Consider the following 18,859-nt stretch of genomic DNA (forward strand, 5'->3'; position numbering starts at 1 on the left):
TCAGCAGTTTCTGTTCCATCAGTAATAAAGTGGATACGTTCTGGTGCCTGTGTGCATGTTACCAAAACATCCGCATCGGTAAAAACTTCTTCAAGAGCAGTTCGAACCACCTTACAAAATCTTTCACGATCTTTTGTGGTGAAATCATGAGCATCTGCCTGCAATGCGTTATATTCAATTCCTTTAATCCGTGTATAGTTATCGAGCATAGACCACTCCCTTCTCTTTTTACCCAAAATCATACCATACACTCATCGCATACACAGCCACACTCAATATGAATCTCTCTGATAATCATACAGCTCAAACTCTATCATTTTCTCGACGCACAACGTATTTAGGACTATCTCTACTATCATAATCATTTTTTCATAATCAGAGTAATACGTTCGCGCTGCTAGGTGCTGGAGAAGTTATATGGGTATACCAACAGAATTTCAGCGAATCCTTCAACTGGGAAACAGAAACTTACTCCTCTTCGGAGTATTCATAGCAATAGCATTTGGAGTCCGTCTGCCTCTTTCTCAGGAGATGCTCACATCTTACCCATTAACAACGCCGCTTGTTGCTCTAATTTTCATTGCCCAAGGGCTTAATATGAACTTCGGCCAAGCCGGACAGCTCAGAAAGTACCTAAAAATAATTCTGGCGGGAACCGTCATTGCGGTTATTGCATACCCGGCTATGGCTTCCGGTTTCACCAAACTCTTTGCCCTGACTGACGACTTCGCCCTTGGCTTCATTTTAATATGCTGCTTTCCAAACTCCCTTGAAGCAGCAATGGCAATGACCATGAGTGCCGATGGAGATCGCATTACAGCGGTTGTCTTATTAATTGGCCTCAGCCTTGTCGGCATCGTCAGTATCCCGCTAAACATTTTTATTTGGATTGGCGGTGCACAGGGGGTAAGCGCGACGATGATTCTTGCTAAAATTTTCGGGTATGTATTTCTTCCTATTTTTGTAGGACAAATCCTGCGTCGAACATTCCCGACCCTCCCAGACAAAACCAAAGAGCTGTCGCATTATGTTCCAATACTTTGCCTGACAGTATTGGTCTATATATCCTGCTCACGAGAAGCAGACCTCTTCCACCAATTACAGCTTGGAGATATTGTTCATACGTTCTTTCCAAGCGCAACACTGCACATAGTCATGCTCATACTCGCCCTGTTCACAGGAAAATTTCTTCTGAAGCTTAACAGAAAAGATAACCGCTCGTTTATTTTCATCACTTCAGAAAAGCCAATGTCACTTTCCGTCGCACTCTGGAGCGTAACCTATGCATCATCCCACCCGACCTCAATTTTCCCCATTCTCGTTTTTTATATTGGTCAGATGATTATCGACAGCTTCATTATTTCACGCCTAAAACTTCAGGACTGTCTCAATAACGAAAAAAGCGCGGCCTAAAAAGACCGCGCCAAAAACAACGTATTTATTTGTCACAAAAATAACGCATTGTTCATTCCACCGCTCTTGCTACCTTTAGGACACAAAAACGATAGCTCTTATATAAAATACGAACGCCGTCTTACTTTTTAACCGGGTATCCAGCCTGTTTCCATGCTCTGATCCCACCATCGAGATGAAGAAGAGAAAGTCCTGCTTCCTGCATTACCTGCTTGGCAGTCTGACTCCTGTTTCCAGAACGACAATAGACAATGTATGTGATGTTTTTCGGCAGGCGCTGCACAGCCGTTGTAAAACCGGATGCGGAAACAGGAAAAAACTCTGCACCCTCAATATGGCCTTCAGAGAATTCCTGAAGACTTCGTACATCAAGCACAAGATACTTTCCGGTATTCTTCTGCATAAACTCATAGACCTGTGCAGGAGTCGCATCTTCTAAACGCTGTGCTGAAACTGGCTGAACGAACATTCCAACCAGTAACAGTCCCGCCAATAAAACAAGCTGAAGTTTTTTCATAAGCTGTGTGTCTACTTAGATTATAGTGAGCTACTTAACAGAGAACACAAGTTCAACACGCACAGAACAAGTGGAGGCCTGAGGCTCATACATGTTTGCTTCGTCTGCCATTGCAGATTTTGCCATGTACATACGTGGTGCACCGTCAGAGTTAATCACAGCTGTGCTGATCTTTCCAAGCTCGCTGTCCATAAGCATTGCCATTGTTGCAGCACGATCTTTACCGCGCTCAACCGCTTGTTTTAAAGCTTCCTTCTCGCAAGAACGACGTGATGCTTCATCAATCTGTGTGTAAAGCTGAGAAACCTCTTCAACACCGCTGTTCAAAACAGCCTGTGTCACATCCTGTGCCTTGGCAAGATCAAGCACTGTGATGGAGTAGCTCGCACGCGCCTGATACCCTTCAATGACATTATTAGAGTCAATTCTCTTGTAACGCGGAGAAAACGACACATTCGCATCAAAATCTTTGGTAAATCCTTTTGCAAACGCTAAATTCTTTTTCAACTTTGCAGTCAACTCTTTGGTCATCGAAGCCAATTTGTTTTTAGCATCTTGAGCAGTTACGGTTTTACCATTCTGCTTTAACAATACATAGTTCACCTGTGAAAAAGAAAGAGTACCCGACGTAGGCATTACTTTAGACTTTCCAGTCTCATTCAGTACAATCTGACGCGGAACTTCCTGTGCACTCAACGCAAAGGTTGGAACCATCAACAGGGCAATAACAATAAAAGCAGTCATATATCGCATACTATTCTCCTAATTTTCTATTTTTCCGCACACATTATACGAAACGTGCGGTACGTAACTATGCATTGTTCTCAACTCTTCATCTTTTATCAATGTGTTTTTTGCCTACATAAAAAGGACTAGTTAGCAGACTCTTTCATAACACGCTCTCCAACCACATGATATTCTAACAAATTAAATATCCAGATATCAGCGATGAAAACTGTTTCAATTTCAAGGCGTTCTAAACGCTGTTCAAAAGCATGCTTTTTACATTTTTTATCATATTGTAATGTCATTCCAACAGTGAAACTTAACATCTCACAATAAATAACCTTTTTATTGTTTTTTTGACATATTTTTGACATATTTCATCCCGCAAACGCGAAAATTTTACCGCCTTCCTATTGTCTTAACCGGTTACATACTCTATGAGAGCCGAAGAATAGGTCGTTCGAGTTTTTTTCGTTTAACGATGGATGCACACCGCTTGTCCGGATGTGTTAATTGCTTAGCTTTATGCTGGAGAACCACATGAAAAAAATTATGTTGCTTGTTGCCATGGCTTTTCTGTTAGCGTCTGTTCCTGCTTTTGCTGCAGATTGCTCTAACCGAGGTGGTCTGGATACAAACTACTGTGATGAGGATAATGACCTTGTTGCAGACCTCGCACCTGCCGGCGAGTGTAAAGATCCTAGCACACTGGTGTTTACCTACACTCCTGTAGAAGACCCAGCTGTATACCGTGATGCTTTTGCTGATTTTCAGGAATACCTCGAAGAAGCTACCGGCAAGCGTGTAATTTACTACACCGTACAATCTAACGCTGCTGAAGTTGAAGCAATGCGTTCCGGTAAACTGCACATTGCAGGCTTCTCAACAGGCCCTACCGGTTTTGCTGTTAACCTCGCAGGTTACGTACCAATGGCTGTTAAAGGCTACCCGGAAGGCTTCCAGGGTTACAACCTTATCGTAGTTGTACCACAGGACAGCCCAATTAAATCTTTGGCTGACCTCAAAGGCAAAAAAGTAGCACACACTTCTGCTTCTTCTAACTCCGGTAACCTTGCTCCACGTGCTCTCTTCCCTAAAGAAGGTCTCACTCCGGATAAAGATTACACTGTTGTGTACTCCGGTAAACATGACCAGTCTATCCTCGGCGTAGTACATGGTGACTACGATGCAGCTCCTGTTGCTTCCGACGTATACGACCGCATGGTAGCCGCTGGCCGCGTTAAAGCAGATGCACTCCGCATTGTTTACCGCAGCCCTAAATTCCCTACATCTTCCTTCGGTTACTCCAGCCAGCTTTGTGCACCGCTTGCTCAGAAAATTATCGGTGCATTCAGCACTTACCGTTTCCCTGAGTCCATGCAGAAATCCTTCCACGGCGCTGATCGCTTCTACCCAGTAACATACAAAGCAGACTGGAAAGTTATTCGCGATATCGCTGATGCTACCGGCACCAGCTACAACGCTGACGGTCTGAAGAAAATGGCTGCTAAAGAAGCTGCTAAAAAAGCTAAAAAGAAATAAGAGTCTTACGTGTCTGTTGAAAATACCTTTAAAGGGAACGGGGAAACCCGTTCCCTTTTGATCGAGAATTTGGAAAAGGAATATGTAAAAGGAAAACCTGTTCTTAAAGGTCTTTCTTTTGAAGTTTCTGGCGAAGAAACTGTTGGTATCATCGGTCCTTCCGGTACCGGTAAATCCACTCTTTTGCGTTGTATCAACCGTCTGATTGAACCAAGCAAAGGCAGCATCACTGTAGCAGGTCAGGAAATTACCTCTTGCTCCGGTAAGGATCTGCGTCTTGCACGCCGTCGCATCGGCATGGTTTTTCAGGAATACAACCTTGTTGAACGCCTGACTGTTATCGAAAACGTACTCTGCGGTCGTCTGGGCTACACCCCTGTATGGCGTGCATGGTTACGCAAATTTGATCAGGCAGACATCAACCGTGCATTTAAACTCATCGACCATGTAGGTCTTGGTGAGTTTGCAACCCAGCGTGCAGACAGCCTTTCCGGCGGTCAGCGCCAGCGCGTGGGTATTGCCCGTGCAATGATGCAAAGCCCTGACGTAATCATGGCTGACGAACCTACAAGTTCTCTTGACCCGAAAACATCTGTTGAAATCATGGAACTGCTCAAAAAGGTTTCTTCTACTGAGCACATCCCTGTTCTTATCAACATTCACGATGTTAACCTTGCTAAACGCTTCTGCGACCGAATCATCGGTATGAGCAAGGGTAAAATCATTTTTGATGGTAATCCGTCCGATCTTAAAGACAGCCACTTATCTGAAATTTACGGCGGTGAGGACTGGCTCTCATGACCACGGAAGCACAACAAAAGTCACCATTCAAAACAAAGCCATTAGTGCGACTCGGCTGGCTCATTCTTGCCTGCTACGTTTTTTATGCTTTGAATGCTCTTGATTTTACGTGGGAACGTTTCATCAACGGTCTCGGTAACGGCGCTCAGTTCCTTAGTGAAATGATTCCGCCGAACTTTGAGCGTTGGAAACTGCTTGTTGAGAACCTCATCGAAACCATTGAGATTGCAGTTATTGCATCCGCATTCGGCATTGGTCTTTCTTTGCCTATCGGCATGTGTGCTGCACGAAACCTCATGCCAGACTGGGTAACGTGGCCAGCTCGTACTGTTATTGCTGTATGCCGCTCTTTCCACCCGGTTATCTTTGCGATCCTTTTCGTAAAAGCTGTAGGTTTCGGACCTCTTGCAGGTATCCTGACATTGATCTTCCTTTCAATCGGCTTCATCGGCAAACTTTTTGCTGAAGCTATTGAAGAAATTTCATTAAAGCCAGTAGAAGCAATGAAAGCAGCTGGTGCACCGTTTATGAGTGTACTTATTTTTGCAGTACTCCCACAAGTATTCAACCGCTTCATCGGCTTTGCTACTTACCAGTTCGACGCAAACCTGCGTAACTCTACAATGGTAGGTATTGTTGGTGCAGGTGGTATTGGTGGTACCCTGTTTGCTGCTTTCCAGCGCTTTGATTATGACTTCCTTGCTGCGATCCTTATTTCCATCGTAGCACTGATCATGCTGAGCGAACTTCTTTCCGTTAAGATAAAGGCGATTTTCAATGACTAATACAATGACATGGGAACGATTCACACCCGGGCAGCGCCTTGCCCGTTTTGCGGTGTATCTTGGTGCAGTTTCCCTGTTTGTATTTTCTCTGAGCACCGTAGAAATTATTCCAGAATTCCTCTACGACGCGCCATACCAGTTGCAGGATCTTTTTACCCGCATGTGGCCAATTGACTTTGCGTCATACACTCAGGAAAATATTCACGAAGCACTTATTGAAACACTGAATATTGCATCGCTCGGCACTATTCTGGCTCTGTTTTTAGCAGTTCCTGTTGCTCTGCTTTCTGCAAACAACATCACCAGATCTCCGATTCTTAACTGGTTCGGCAAGTTCATTCTTGTATCTTCCCGTACAGTTAACTCCCTTGTCTGGGCTATTTTGTTTGTAGCAATCTTCGGCCCGGGCGCTCTGGCAGGCACCTTCGCCATTGGCTTCCGTTCCATCGGTTTCTGTGGCAAGTTGCTGGCAGAGGCACTGGAAGAAGTAGATCACGGTCCTATTGAGGCACTCCGTGCTGCCGGTGCTCCTACCGTCAGCATCCTTTTGAAAGGATACTGGCCACAGGTTGCCCCTGCATTTTGGGGTCTTGCACTCTTCCGTTGGGACATCAACGTACGTGAATCCTCTGTTATCGGTCTGGTAGGTGCAGGCGGTATCGGTGTTGCACTTGATACAGCGCTTAACCTCTTCCGCTGGCAGCAGGTTGCACTCATTTTGCTGTGCATCTTCACTATCGTTATTATTGCAGAAGTTGCTGTTACTAAAATTCGTCAGAATATCATCTAGGACATCAACACTGCATAGTAGGCACTACACCTGCTTACAAAGAACTAACAAAAAGAGGGCAAAATATTTTGCCCTCTTTTTTTAAGAGCTTGATTCAGAATACGAAACCAAGCTCCGGAGAAGATATTTTTCATGAAGCCTTTTTCTACTATGCCGGCAGATGTTAAAAAAAACATCCGCTACATTTTAACAGATATTGATGACACTCTCACAGACGAGGGACGCCTCCGTGCAGAAGCCTACACTGCACTTGAACTGCTACGGGAAAACGGTTTTATTGTTATTCCTATTACTGGCCGCCCTGCCGGCTGGTGCGACCAAATAGCCCGCATGTGGCCAGTTGACGGTGTTGTGGGAGAAAACGGCGCATTTTACTTCCGCTATGATGAAGATACAAAAAAAATGATCCGCCGTTATGCTACTGAAGACGAATTACGCAGCCAGCATAAAATCAAACTCGCTGAACTTGGTGAACTAGTCGTAAAAGAAGTTCCGGGCTGTGCTATCTCAGCAGACCAACCATACCGTGAAACAGATATCGCTATCGATTTCTGTGAAGATGTTCCAGCACTGCCAACTGAAGCTGTTCAAAAAATCAAAGAGATCTGCACAACTGCCGGTACAACCGCTAAAATCAGTTCTATTCATGTAAATGCGTGGTTCGGTCAGTATGACAAACTCGCAATGTCTGCACGTATTTTACTTGAAGAGTTCGGTGTTGAACTTGAATCAGTACGTGAACAGGTAGTATACGCTGGTGATTCCCCTAATGATGCTCCGATGTTCGGATACTTCCCGCATTCAGTAGGTGTCGCAAATGTTCTGGAATTTTTAGATACCATTGAGCACAAGCCTTCCTGGATTACTGAAAAACGCGGTGGAGGCGGCTTCGCACAAATCGCTGAAGGCTTGCTTACCAATAAGTAACAGCAAGTTGCATCAACTTTTCTCATAAAAAAAAGCCCTCTTGCGAGGGCTTTTTTGCTTGTCCTTCAATTAATTTTTCAACACAAACGGACCTCTTGATAAATAGTTTGTCTTTTCAGAAACAACTACTTCATAAATCATGTTTGTAGAAAAATTAAAGGTCATCACTAGCGTCTGAGCATATTCCTCACTTCGCCATGTGAGATAAAACACTTTGTCTGAAACCTGAACAACATCAAACTTGATAGTGCTCGGACTGGCCATCTCTGTTCCGGACTCAACAGAAAGCTGCATTGTATTAGGGTCTACAACAAGCAAGAGATGAGAAGCACCCTTAAAAGGACCGCTCTGCCATGTATAGGCGATAGTTCTTCCGACTAAATCCTCTGTTGTAACCGTAGTCTTCTGTTCTGCTGTTGGAACCTCTTCTTCCTCAGCATAACTGACTGATACTACCATCATCATCAAGAGTATCGCTGCAAACAGCCTTTTCATAGCCCACCCCGCCTATTCAGTTGTCGCTTCTTTTTTAAACAGCTCCGGCAACTCTTTTCCATCATCAGACATATCTTTTGATTTTTCTATCGTAAACGTGCCCTGCAACAAAAAGTCGCGCTCCTTCTCGACAATAACTCCAAACATAGTCATTGTCTTAAAATTATAGGTAACGACAGCTTGAGAGCCCGTAGTTTTTTCACGCCAAGAGACTTGAAGAATTTCACGCCCGACCTTGGTACAGGCATATTTCACTTCCTCGCTCTTTCCTTTTAAATTTCCGGTCAAAGCATACCAGCGCATAGTTGTAGGAGAAAGAATGCATGTTTTATAAGAAGCCCCTACAAAACTGCCTCTGCGCCACGTTTCTTTTAACGTTTTTCCAACCAGATCCTCTGGTTGGATATCCACCTGTTGCGCCATACCGCATGCGGTAATTTGCACAAAGAAAACAAAAAACAGTAGAATGGGAATTTTACGCATAACTACACCCGCCATATGTACTTATCCATTACTAACCCTGAACTACTCGAATGCAACTACACCCTCGGATAATAAATTTTGTCCTTTATCAACCCGCACCAAAAAACATCGCTCTGAATCAAAATCCATTGTGATCACATAACTAACGTGAGCCCGCTCACTTCGCCATGTAACCAACAAGGTTTGAGGATTAACTCTGGAAATCAGATAGTCTGCCGACCCAGATGACCGTCCCAGATTTCCAGTAGTTCTCCATACAATATCTTTGGAAGAAATAAACTGCATCGTAATAGTAGAATCAGGAAAAGCCCCCGACTCCAGCGTCACTATAACGGTCTGTCCTATCAGTTCGTTCGGTGCAATATCAGAATCAAACAGATGGCACCCTGATAACAGAACCATTAGTAACAGGCTCCCTAACACCCGATGTTTCATGGACACACCTCACATTTATACCCTGAGGGCTGCTAACCATGAAAGAACAGGAAGCACAGGCGGCTTCCTGTTCCATTACAACCTATGTGTTCAAAACATCAGAAACAGGGAGATGTTGACCGGAAGTCTTCTGCCCTTCTGTGCTATTCTTCTCAGGCATTGTCTTATCCATGTCTTTTTTCATGGAATCCTGATCTTCAGTTTTCATGTCAGTATCTTTTTTATCTGTTTCGTCCTGCTTCATTTCTTCCTGAGGCATTCCTTTTTCAACATTTTCTTCAGGCATTGCTTCTTCAACACCAGCACCCTTATCATCCATAGATTCCTGTGTTGTGGTGTCAGGAGCTGCCTCTTTTGGCATTTCTTTTTTCATTTCAGGAGCTTTCGGCTCTGATGTAGGGCCATCGTTACCGCAACCCACTAATAACAACGCTGCACAAATAGCTAATAAGATGCCATATTTTTTAAACATACTGATTCCCCCATGTAGGTACGATCTTTTTTAATTATCTTAAAGTGACACAAAAAAGATTGTACTAGGAAGTATATGCATAGAAAAATAATTTAGATTTCAGCATATAATACTAAAGAAAAGACTACTTCACTGTAATATTGCATGTTTTTTCTGCATTAATAAGAATGCAATTTACTTAGAAGAATACAACAATAGAATTAAAAGCCCCTAAAAACATTACAACAATATCTCTTCAAATACATAACATGTCATAATTTAAGTCTTTCTTAAAACAGACTCTTGACTTCACTTCATAACGCCATACAATGCTTTCGCTTTTTATTGAATAAGCAGACACTTAGAGAAAAACATAAAGGAAGTATCCATGTTTATTGTTTCCCTCACTTACAAATGCGAATTAGACCAAGTAGAAACTCACCTGCCAGCTCATATTGAATACTTAAAAAAACAATATTCCCTCGGTAATTTTATTGCTTCCGGTAGAAAGGTTCCCCGTAACGGCGGCGTAATCCTTGCTCGCGCGAATTCCAAGTCAGAACTCAATACCATTCTTGAACAAGATCCATTTCATAAAAATGACATTGCAGACTATGATGTTCAGGAATTTATTCCTACAATGGTCGGAGAGGGACTTGAGGCACTTCGCGAAGACGCGTAGTCATAGTGAATGAACAACTCATTTTCAGAAAAAAAAGCTCTTCAGGAACAAGAAACGTTCCTGCAATCAAGAGGGTTCACTAAAGCCCCGGAAGGATCAGAGCCCTTACCGGGGCAATACGCTATTCAAAAAGACAAGAAGAGCACCCCGCCCCTGTTTTCCATTGTCATCAACTCAGGACATTGCCTGCGTAAACTCACCGGCTTCACAGACAACACGTAACTGCCACGTCAAAAAGGACATCATCATGGGACACATCATTGCCAAAGACATCTACAAAGAACTCGGAGAAAAACTTGATGGATCTCTGGTACGCATGCCTTGGAACGATGCCATGAAGGAAATGGTGACCTACCTCTACACTCCTGCAGAGGCAGAATTGATTGTGTCCATGCCGTATCGCCCTGCAACACTCGAACGCATTGCACGCATTACACATCTTGAAAAAAACAAACTGCGCCTTTCTCTGGATGGGTTATGTAAAAAAGGTCTGATCTGCGATATCTGGAACGGTAATGAATACGAATACATGGTCAGCCCTTTTGTTGTGGGCTTTTTTGAATTCACAATGATGCGCACCGGAAAAGACCTTCCTCAAAAAAAATGGGCGGAGCTTTTCCAGCAATACATGTTTGGCAGACAAGATTTCTTTGATGCAAACTTTTCTGACGGACAAGAAATTTCCATCATGCGCACCCTCCCCTACGAAGATGCTGTAATCTCCGATCCGCACGTTGAAGTACTTGATTACGAACGTGCCGAAGCCCTAATTGACAATCAATCTTCTTTTGCAGTTGGGCTATGCTCATGCAGGCATGAAAAACATCACCTTGGCGAACAGCAATGTAACGTCCCTCTCGACACCTGCACAACTATCGGCGACGGAGCAGAGTTTCTTATCAGAAACAACCTTGCCAGGAGATCAAGTAAAGAAGAAATGCGGGACATCCTTGCCCGTTCAAAAGATATGGGATTCACCCTAACAGCTGACAATGTAAAAAATGATGTGGGATTTATCTGTCATTGCTGCGGCTGCTGCTGCAACTTGATGAATGGCATCAAAAAAACCGGCTACACAAACATTTTAGTATCATCATCATTTATTGCCACATGTGCCTCAGAGGAATGTATTGGTTGCGGTGTGTGCGTAAAAGCATGTCCGGTAGATGCCATTACAATGCAAGAACGCTACGGCGCTATAATTGACGGTAAACGCCCAAAAAAACTTGCAGTTATTGACAAGGACAAATGTCTTGGATGTGGAGTCTGTGTTCTGCAGTGTAAACCTAAAGCATTGGTTCTCGTAAAATCGCCTAAACGCATCATTCATCCTGAGGACACCTTCGAAAGAGCACTCTTACAGTCGCTTGAACGTGATACATTACAGAACCTTATTTTCGACAATCCCAATAGTAAGGCAGAGAACTTTATGCGCTCTATCTTAGGTGGTTTCTTGAAACTTCCGGCTGTCAAAAAAAGCCTTATGAGCGAAAAACTACGGTCGCGTTTTCTACAAACTTTGAAAAATTACAGAAGTGTAATGTAAAAGTAACGTTCAAGTAACCTTACATCGTCTATACTAGACAGTTTTTCCTATTGCGCTAACAGGTTTAAAATATTAAACACGTCTATCTCAACGGCATTAGAACCTTTGAGATGCGGGCGTGCGCGCACCTTCTTGTGCCACTGTCCGTGGAATAAGAAGGACTTACTATGACGTGCTTACGAAAAAATAATAAACGCTCTCTGTTTTACGACAACGACTCCAAACAGTTCACCAAATTTTTTACTCCAAAATTGGAGTTAAAATTAAAATACTGGTTCGGTCTGCGAAACTACCCGGGGTTAAACTTTGCCTACATTGCAAATCGATTACATTTACTGGGATTAAAAACCCCTGATGTTCTAGCCGCCAGTAAATATTCTGTTGTAACACAGGATGTTGAAGCTCCTACACTTGAAGAATATCTCCAGCACCATGATGATCCTACTATTCAACCTCGTCTGGTTGAGTTGATCGCCAAAATCCTTAACGCAGGAATTGTGTTTTTCGATTTTCATTACGGAAACTTTCTTTATAAAGACGGAGAAATTTATGTGCTGGATCTGGAAGGATACAGCGACTCAATATTTGTTTCCCGTGGTAGAGAGGGCGTTTTATACCGCATAGAAAAGCATCTTGGTACCCGCTTCAGAGAAGAAGTTGAAGAGCTTTGGGTAAAACGAACACGTCGTCAGCAACTTTCCGATCTGTATCAAAAACTACGAGGCAAAAATAGCTCATTGACGGAAGGCTCAGTTCGTCCTACCTGTGGCTGATAATGCCAAAGACACTAATTATTGCAGAAAAACCTTCGGTTGCACGCGAAATTGCCCCGCATGTAAACGCCACCAACCGCAAGGACGGATATTTGGAAGGTGCAACCCACATTGTCAGCTGGGCTGTGGGTCACCTCGTCGGTATTGCTGAACCGGAAGAACAGCACGAAGCATGGCAGGGTCGATGGACCATAGAACAACTGCCTATTATCCCGCCTAAATTCAAGCTTGCCGTCCTTAAAGAAGGACAACGGCAGTATGCTGTTCTTAATAAACTTCTCAACGATCAAAATGTCTCAGACATTATTAACGCAACAGATGCTGGTCGCGAAGGCGAGCTCATCTTTCGCCGCATCTATCTTATGGCAGGATGTGACAAGCCGGTAAAACGTCTGTGGGCAAACGACATGACGGAAGAGGGACTCAAAAAAAGTTTGAGTAAGCTCATTCCTGACGCTAAGAAGCGCAATCTCGGTCTTGCCGCCTTTGCCAGATCCGAAGCCGATTGGCTTATCGGTATGAACTTTTCCAGAATATTTACCATCAAAGCAAACCGTCTTATCTCTGTAGGTCGAGTGCAAACCCCTGTACTCAAACTCCTTGCCGACCGTCGCAATGAAATTGAAGACTTCAAACCCAAAGATTACTGGACTGTTGAAGCAACCTTCTGCCGACCGAAAAAAAATGCATCCACGTCTGAAGCGGAAAACAGTGACGCTCAAACACAGGATGCTCCTTCAGACTGCTTCGCAGCAACATACCACTTGCCTGAAGACGAAAAAGAAACGCGTATCGATTTTGAGTCCAGAGCAAAACAGGTTGTATCAGACTGCGCAGAAAAGGAGGGAAAAGTAGACGGAGTAACAAGCCGCAAGGGCACTACAAAGCCTCCGCTTCCTTTTGACCTGACAACTCTTCAACGTGAGGCGAACACACGCTTCGGGCTTTCAGCAAAAGATACACTTGCCATTGCACAGGCACTGTATGAACAAAAAAAGCTCATTACATACCCTCGTACTGATTCACGTCACCTCACAAAAGAACTTTTTGGAGAAATCCTTACCTATTTTCGTGCAATCTACCCTCTTTATAAGGAAGAAACCGTTCCGGCGGTGAACAGAATTAAAGATGGTAAAAAATTTCCGTGCGTAAACGACAAAAAAGTTACTGATCACCACGCAATTATTCCCACAACGCGCAAAGCAAACATATTGCAACTCTCAGGTGATGAGCAGAAAATTTACGAAATGGTCTGCCGCCGCTTTATTGCTGCGTTCAGTCAGGAAGCTGTTTACCAGTCCTCGACAGTCCGAGTTCTTGTTGGCGAACACTTGTTCATAGCCAAGGGCAAGGTATTCAAAGATAAAGGCTGGCTGGTTGTGGAACCATGGAGAACGGCACAGGATAACCCCCTGCCGTCTCTCAGAAAAGGGACAACAGTCACTACAGACGCTGTTGATACCGTAAAACGCCAGACCAAAGCCCCTGCGCATTTTACGGATGCATCACTCCTGAGCGCCATGGAAACTGCCGGTAAATTCGTGGAAGATGAAGAGCTGCGCCTCGCCATGAAGGAACGTGGACTTGGAACTCCTGCGACACGTGCACAGATTATTGAAACCCTTCTTTCCCGAAAATATATTGAACGTAAGGGTAAAAAACTCCAGGCAACAAATTCAGGACAGGAAATAGTTGAAGTGATCTCCGCTATGCTGCCGGATATTGTCTCACCGGAAATGACCGGACAATGGGAGAAAAAACTTAAAGATATTGAAAGTGGAGACACAACCTATCCTGAGTTTATGCACTCCATTCGTCATCTTGTTGCCGGAAGCATCCATCATATTAAGGATAGGAGTATTGCTCCAATCCTGCTTGCAATGAAAGCAAAAGAAGTTGGCGAAAGAGAGCCGGACGGAAAATGCCCCCTTTGCGGCGGGGAAATACTCGACTTAGAAAAGCGATACGCATGTTCCAATTGGAAGCGTGACGACGGCGGCTGTCTGTTTGTCATCTGGAAAACAATGTTCGGAAGAACAATGGATAAGACTATCGTTGATGAATTGCTTACTAAAGGACGCACAGCGGAGCCATTGGAGCTTGTATCTAAAGCAGGCAAGGAATACTCTGCCTTTTTAAAAATTGACATGGGACAGGTGAAACTGGAATTCGCTAATACTCCCCGCCCAACATATCAGGCACAGCAACCAGTATCTTACGATGGTATTGCCCCTGAAGACATGCCGCCTCCTGCGCCTCTTCCCAAAGAAGCATACTATAATCAAGCTCCTCCGGACGTCCAGCAAGATCAACGCGTAACATCCGAAACTCCGATGGACATTCCTTCCTCATCTTCTTTCGAAAAAGAATAAAAAAACAAAACCTCCTGCAGACATGCGGGAGGTTTTCTTATGTTCAACATAAAAAATCAATAAATACTGGCAATAAGCTCATACAAAGATAGGTTAACAGCGTAAGAGCGTCTCTGTTTGACGTTCAACAGTTGAAGAAAGTTAGAAAAAGTTACTTTTCCTCTTTACAAGTCCTCTGGCTTTCTATAAACAGTAATCATTCCTATTAACAATTTGTCAAACAACAAATCTGACGGAGTAACCCATGAGTAAAACTGCTGATAATTTGATGGCTGCATTTGCCGGTGAATCACAAGCCAACCGTAAATACCTTGCCTACGCTGCCAAGGCTGAAAAGGAAGGTCACACACAGGTTGCAAAACTTTTCCGTGCAGCTGCGGATGCAGAAACAATCCACGCTCACGCCCACCTTCGCAATGCAGGCAAAATTAGCACCACCCTTGAAAACCTCAAGGATGCCATCGCAGGTGAAACTCATGAATTTAAAGATATGTATCCACAAATGATCAAGGATGCGGAAGCTGAGGGCGAAAAAGCTGCACACCGCTTCTTTACTTATGCGAACAAAGCAGAGGAAGTGCACGCAACCTTGTATCAAAAAATGCTGGATACCATCGATAATCCGGTAGCCACCGACTACTACAACTGTTCTGTTTGCGGCTACACACACGAAGGGCCGTTTGAAGGTGATAAGTGCCCTATCTGCAACGCCTCCCCTTCAGCGTTCTACAAGGTAGACTAGCTCTTAACGCTGCCTGTAACAGTATGTGCTGATAATGAAATAAAGCAGGAACCTGTACAACTCCACTTGTATTCAGGTTCCTGCTCATTCGTAAACATCGCACATACATTGCTGCGGAAACAACCTTCACAGAACAACAGTATGCCGGTGCTATCTGTTTGCTGGGAAACCTCACATGCCAGACGCCCTTAGGATAACCTCTGTCCTACGGCTACATGCGGTTTTCCAGCAAACAACTTTCCCTACACATATACAAAGCATACTACGCTGAATGCTCTGAGATGCTCAGTAGGTATAGAATTTTTTGTAAAAAAATAAAACTAGATAAAAAGTTATTTTTTTACTTTACAAACACGACCCGAAACTATAAATAGTAATCATTCCTGTTAAGGAAATTGAAAACAACAAATAAACACACTTGTGGAGTGAATAATGTCCAAGACTCTTGAAAATCTCATGGCTGCTTTTGCTGGCGAATCTCAGGCTAACCGTAAATACCTTGCTTACGCTGCTAAAGCTGAAAAAGAAGGTCACACACAGGTTGCAAAACTTTTCCGCGCAGCTGCAGATGCAGAAACAATCCATGCACATGCACACCTCCGCAACGCAGGTAAAATTGGTGACACCGTTGCCAACCTTAAAGACGCAATCGCCGGCGAAACTCATGAATTTGAAAGCATGTACCCTGCAATGATCAAAGATGCTGAAGCAGAAGGCGAAAAAGTAGCAGCACGTTACTTCGGTTTTGCTAACAAAGCAGAAGCTATCCATGCAGAACTCTACACTAAAGCTCTCGAAAACATTGAGAACCCTGTAGACGTAGATTACTACAACTGTTCCGTTTGTGGTCACACCCACGAAGGTCCAACCAGCGAAAAATGTCCAATCTGTGGTGCAGCACCATCCGCGTACCACAAAGTTGACTAGCCATATTTGACCAGAATTGTTTCCGGTCACCAGTAGAAGAGTCACAGTCATAGGTGATTCTGACTGAACTGAGCGCGAGCCCCTATTTATCATCGGGATAAAGAGGGGCTTTACTCTATGGAAAACAGCAAACGCCATAATTCCGCAGAACTGCCTGCAAGCGTCTTGCGGGCAGGCATTCTTTACTCTATTATTCCGCAAAATCTCTACTCATAGTACACTCAGCGTATGCCGGACACGCACATCACGGTAATCAGGTATCAGGTATCTACCTCGTATCCTGTTACAGATGTGTCTTTTTAAGCGCCAGTTGCAGCTACAGTATATGGATACCGTACGCATGCAGCGCCGAACTTTGCAGCATCAGGGCTTGCTGCTGCGGCACAACATAGGCATAGCTTTTTTTCAACCCAGCTTGATAGTAAAGGAAGTTCTCTTGCGATACAGAAATACACAACAACTCGTTTCTGATCTGGAACAAAGCGGGCAACTTATCCGCGTGCATGAAGAGGTAGACCCGCACCTGCAAGTAGCTGAAATTCAGCGCCGTGCATTCCGTGCAAAAGCACCTGCCATTCTGTTCACAAACGTAAAAGGCACCCAGTTCCCGATGGTATGTAATATCTTCGGTACAATGGAGCGTACACGTTGGATTTTCCGTGACACCTTACGTGCTCTCGAAGGCATTTTTAAGCTGAAGGTTGATCCATTTGACTTCTTCAAACGCCCTTGGCGCTATGCAGGAGTACCTCGAGCAGGTTATTCAACCATGCCCAAAAAGGTAAAAACCGGTCCTGTTCTGGAAAATACCACAACAGTCAGCAAACTCCCGCAGCTGCATTCATGGCCAATGGATGGCGGCGGCTATGTAACTCTTCCGCAGGTTTACACAGAAAGTCCGGATAAGCCCGGCTTTATGAACTCAAATATAGGAATGTACCGTGTACAACTTACCGGTGCTCCATTTGAAAAAGATAAAGAAATCGGCCTGCACTACCAAATTCACCGCGGCATCGGTTACCATCATGCAGAAGCACTCCGCCGCAACGAGCCGTTAAAAGTTAATATTTTTGTCGGTGGCCCACCGGCAATGACAATGGCTGCAATCATGCCGCTTCCTGAAGGAATTGCTGAACTCATTTTTGCCGGCGCTCTTGGCGGCTTCCGTATGCCGATGATTACCCGTGACGGCCAACTGCCTATATTAGCAGAAGCAGACTTCTGCATTAGCGGTACAGTGTACCCTAACGAACAGAAACCGGAAGGTCCTTTCGGTGATCATCTCGGATATTACAGCTTAGCCCATGACTTCCCGCTCATGCGTGTAGACAATGTGTACCATCGCAATGATGCTGTCTGGCCGTTCACCACTGTTGGACGCCCTCCTCAGGAAGATACCGTCTTTGGTGAATTCATTCATGACCTCACCGCAGACTTAGTACCTACAGTCTTTAATGGCGTGCATGAAGTGCATGCTGTAGATCCGGCTGGCGTTCATCCACTGCTCCTTGCTATCGGCAGCGAACGTTATGTTCCGTACGCAGAAGAACGACAGCCGCAAGAACTCATTACATGCGGAATGTCACTGTTAGGAAACACACAAACCTCACTTTCAAAGTACGTCATTCTTGCAGCAAAAGAAGATAATCAGGGGCTTACCACCCATAATTACAAAGACTTCTTTACGCACATGCTCGAACGTTCAGATTTCTCACGCGACTTCCATTTTATTACACGCACAACCATTGATACTCTTGACTACACAGGGATCAGTCTGAATCAGGGATCAAAACTCATCTGGACAGCCTGCGGCCCTGTCAAACGCACACTGGGCACCAGCATTCCATCGCACTTTACCCTGCCCGAAGGATTCAGCAACGCTCAGCTCTTTATGTCAGGCGTAGTTGTAGTTAAAGGCCCAAAACATACTGCAGCGCGAGACGAGCACGACGAAGCTATGTTCCGCCTCGCAGAGCACCTTAAGAACGTTGGCAACCTTGATGCACTCCCGCTTGTTGTTGTTGCTGATGACGCAGATTTTACCGCTGCCAACTGGGATAATTTCCTATGGGTCACCTTTACCCGTTCTGACCCTGCAACCGATATGTACGGTGCAGGTGCATTTACCCATTGCAAACATTGGGGCTGCACAGGGCCGGTTATCATCGACGCCCGACTCAAGTCTTTCCATGCTCCTGCGTTGGAAGAAGATCCTGATGTCACAAAATCAGTGGACAAAATGGCTGCCAAAGGCGGCTGCCTGCATAATATCATTTAACGAAAAAGCCCGCGGTGTTCCTGTCAACCGCGGGCTTTTTTTTCGATTCTCCCCTCTCTAAGTTCTCTGCTTCCGCAAAAATTATACTTCCAGCTTCTTCTGAGTGTGGTAGTGGGTAAATTCATCCGTAATTTCATGTCATTGTATCTAACGAGATATAACTAGTACTGTGAA

At 44.4% G+C, this 18,859-nt stretch carries 22 protein-coding genes; 14 read left to right on the forward strand and 8 right to left on the reverse strand.

The features are described from left to right. Positions 1-209 (reverse strand): hypothetical protein (locus QZY95_RS14215; protein ID WP_290924696.1); only part of this gene is annotated, 209 nt, incomplete at its 3' end. 208 nt (positions 210-417) lie between these two features. Here QZY95_RS14215 and QZY95_RS14220 point away from each other — a divergent pair. Further along, positions 418-1,413, forward strand: a complete 996-nt coding sequence (locus QZY95_RS14220) for a bile acid:sodium symporter (RefSeq protein WP_290924698.1) — start codon at positions 418-420, stop codon at positions 1,411-1,413. Positions 1,414-1,534: 121 nt separating this feature from the next. On the opposite strand, the gene QZY95_RS14225 is transcribed toward QZY95_RS14220, so the two are convergent. The 3 genes from QZY95_RS14225 to QZY95_RS14235 form a co-directional block, all read right to left on the reverse strand. Then, a complete protein-coding gene (locus tag QZY95_RS14225; protein ID WP_290924701.1) occupies positions 1,535-1,930 on the reverse strand; it encodes a rhodanese-like domain-containing protein in 396 nt (131 codons plus the stop codon). Positions 1,931-1,960: 30 nt separating this feature from the next. Beyond that, positions 1,961-2,683 carry an SIMPL domain-containing protein gene (locus QZY95_RS14230; RefSeq protein ID WP_290924703.1) on the reverse strand — a complete coding sequence of 241 codons (723 nt, stop codon included), beginning with the start codon at positions 2,681-2,683 and terminating at the stop codon, positions 1,961-1,963. Between the two features lie 119 nt (positions 2,684-2,802). Beyond that, positions 2,803-3,030, reverse strand: coding sequence for a hypothetical protein (locus QZY95_RS14235; protein ID WP_290924705.1), 228 nt, complete (start codon positions 3,028-3,030; stop codon positions 2,803-2,805). Between the two features lie 166 nt (positions 3,031-3,196). Between QZY95_RS14235 and phnD the strand changes: the two genes are divergently transcribed. From phnD to QZY95_RS14260, 5 genes are all read left to right on the forward strand, one after another. Next, on the forward strand, positions 3,197-4,198 hold the full coding sequence (gene phnD / locus QZY95_RS14240) for a phosphate/phosphite/phosphonate ABC transporter substrate-binding protein (RefSeq protein WP_290924707.1): 1,002 nt from the start codon (positions 3,197-3,199) through the stop codon (positions 4,196-4,198). Between the two features lie 9 nt (positions 4,199-4,207). Next, on the forward strand, positions 4,208-4,999 hold the full coding sequence (gene phnC / locus QZY95_RS14245; protein ID WP_290924709.1) for a phosphonate ABC transporter ATP-binding protein: 792 nt from the start codon (positions 4,208-4,210) through the stop codon (positions 4,997-4,999). Beyond that, on the forward strand, positions 4,996-5,784 hold the full coding sequence (gene phnE, locus QZY95_RS14250) for a phosphonate ABC transporter, permease protein PhnE (protein ID WP_290924710.1): 789 nt from the start codon (positions 4,996-4,998) through the stop codon (positions 5,782-5,784). The genes phnC and phnE (QZY95_RS14250) overlap by 4 nt, the downstream gene beginning before the upstream one ends. Further along, positions 5,777-6,574, forward strand: a complete 798-nt coding sequence (gene phnE / locus QZY95_RS14255) for a phosphonate ABC transporter, permease protein PhnE (protein ID WP_290924712.1) — start codon at positions 5,777-5,779, stop codon at positions 6,572-6,574. The genes phnE (QZY95_RS14250) and phnE (QZY95_RS14255) overlap by 8 nt, the downstream gene beginning before the upstream one ends. A gap of 132 nt (positions 6,575-6,706) precedes the next feature. Continuing rightward, entirely contained in the window at positions 6,707-7,501 is a 795-nt protein-coding gene (locus QZY95_RS14260) for an HAD-IIB family hydrolase (RefSeq protein ID WP_290924714.1), read from the forward strand. A gap of 69 nt (positions 7,502-7,570) precedes the next feature. On the opposite strand, the gene QZY95_RS14265 is transcribed toward QZY95_RS14260, so the two are convergent. The 4 genes from QZY95_RS14265 to QZY95_RS14280 all read right to left on the reverse strand — a co-directional run bounded on the left by QZY95_RS14265 (position 7,571) and on the right by QZY95_RS14280 (position 9,386). After that, the gene (locus tag QZY95_RS14265; protein ID WP_290924715.1) at positions 7,571-7,996 is read right to left on the reverse strand and encodes a hypothetical protein; all 426 of its coding nucleotides are present in this window, start codon (positions 7,994-7,996) and stop codon (positions 7,571-7,573) included. A gap of 12 nt (positions 7,997-8,008) precedes the next feature. Further along, a complete protein-coding gene (locus tag QZY95_RS14270; RefSeq protein ID WP_290924717.1) occupies positions 8,009-8,419 on the reverse strand; it encodes a MoaF C-terminal domain-containing protein in 411 nt (136 codons plus the stop codon). Between the two features lie 102 nt (positions 8,420-8,521). Continuing rightward, positions 8,522-8,914 carry a MoaF N-terminal domain-containing protein gene (locus QZY95_RS14275; protein WP_290924719.1) on the reverse strand — a complete coding sequence of 131 codons (393 nt, stop codon included), beginning with the start codon at positions 8,912-8,914 and terminating at the stop codon, positions 8,522-8,524. A gap of 82 nt (positions 8,915-8,996) precedes the next feature. Next, the gene (locus tag QZY95_RS14280) at positions 8,997-9,386 is read right to left on the reverse strand and encodes a hypothetical protein (protein WP_290924721.1); all 390 of its coding nucleotides are present in this window, start codon (positions 9,384-9,386) and stop codon (positions 8,997-8,999) included. A 367-nt stretch (positions 9,387-9,753) separates the two neighbouring features. Between QZY95_RS14280 and QZY95_RS14285 the strand changes: the two genes are divergently transcribed. From QZY95_RS14285 to QZY95_RS14320, 8 genes are all read left to right on the forward strand, one after another. Next, positions 9,754-10,047: a YciI family protein gene (locus QZY95_RS14285; RefSeq protein ID WP_290924723.1), complete on the forward strand. Its 294-nt coding sequence runs from the start codon at positions 9,754-9,756 to the stop codon at positions 10,045-10,047. A 9-nt stretch (positions 10,048-10,056) separates the two neighbouring features. Further along, complete coding sequence (locus QZY95_RS14290) at positions 10,057-10,269, forward strand: hypothetical protein (protein ID WP_290924725.1); 213 nt, start codon at positions 10,057-10,059, stop codon at positions 10,267-10,269. A 25-nt stretch (positions 10,270-10,294) separates the two neighbouring features. Further along, complete coding sequence (locus tag QZY95_RS14295; protein ID WP_290924727.1) at positions 10,295-11,593, forward strand: 4Fe-4S dicluster domain-containing protein; 1,299 nt, start codon at positions 10,295-10,297, stop codon at positions 11,591-11,593. A 167-nt stretch (positions 11,594-11,760) separates the two neighbouring features. Further along, positions 11,761-12,366, forward strand: coding sequence for a hypothetical protein (locus QZY95_RS14300; protein WP_290924728.1), 606 nt, complete (start codon positions 11,761-11,763; stop codon positions 12,364-12,366). Positions 12,367-12,368: 2 nt separating this feature from the next. Next, positions 12,369-14,738: a type IA DNA topoisomerase gene (locus QZY95_RS14305; RefSeq protein WP_290924731.1), complete on the forward strand. Its 2,370-nt coding sequence runs from the start codon at positions 12,369-12,371 to the stop codon at positions 14,736-14,738. Between the two features lie 244 nt (positions 14,739-14,982). Then, complete coding sequence (locus QZY95_RS14310) at positions 14,983-15,480, forward strand: rubrerythrin family protein (protein WP_290924733.1); 498 nt, start codon at positions 14,983-14,985, stop codon at positions 15,478-15,480. A 432-nt stretch (positions 15,481-15,912) separates the two neighbouring features. After that, positions 15,913-16,407 carry a rubrerythrin family protein gene (locus tag QZY95_RS14315; RefSeq protein WP_290924735.1) on the forward strand — a complete coding sequence of 165 codons (495 nt, stop codon included), beginning with the start codon at positions 15,913-15,915 and terminating at the stop codon, positions 16,405-16,407. Positions 16,408-16,843: 436 nt separating this feature from the next. Continuing rightward, complete coding sequence (locus QZY95_RS14320) at positions 16,844-18,685, forward strand: UbiD family decarboxylase (RefSeq protein WP_290924737.1); 1,842 nt, start codon at positions 16,844-16,846, stop codon at positions 18,683-18,685. The last annotated feature ends 174 nt before the right edge of the window (positions 18,686-18,859 follow it).

Origin of the sequence: Halodesulfovibrio sp., assembly GCF_015482765.1 — a bacterium.
In the GTDB taxonomy this organism is placed as follows: domain Bacteria; phylum Desulfobacterota; class Desulfovibrionia; order Desulfovibrionales; family Desulfovibrionaceae; genus Halodesulfovibrio.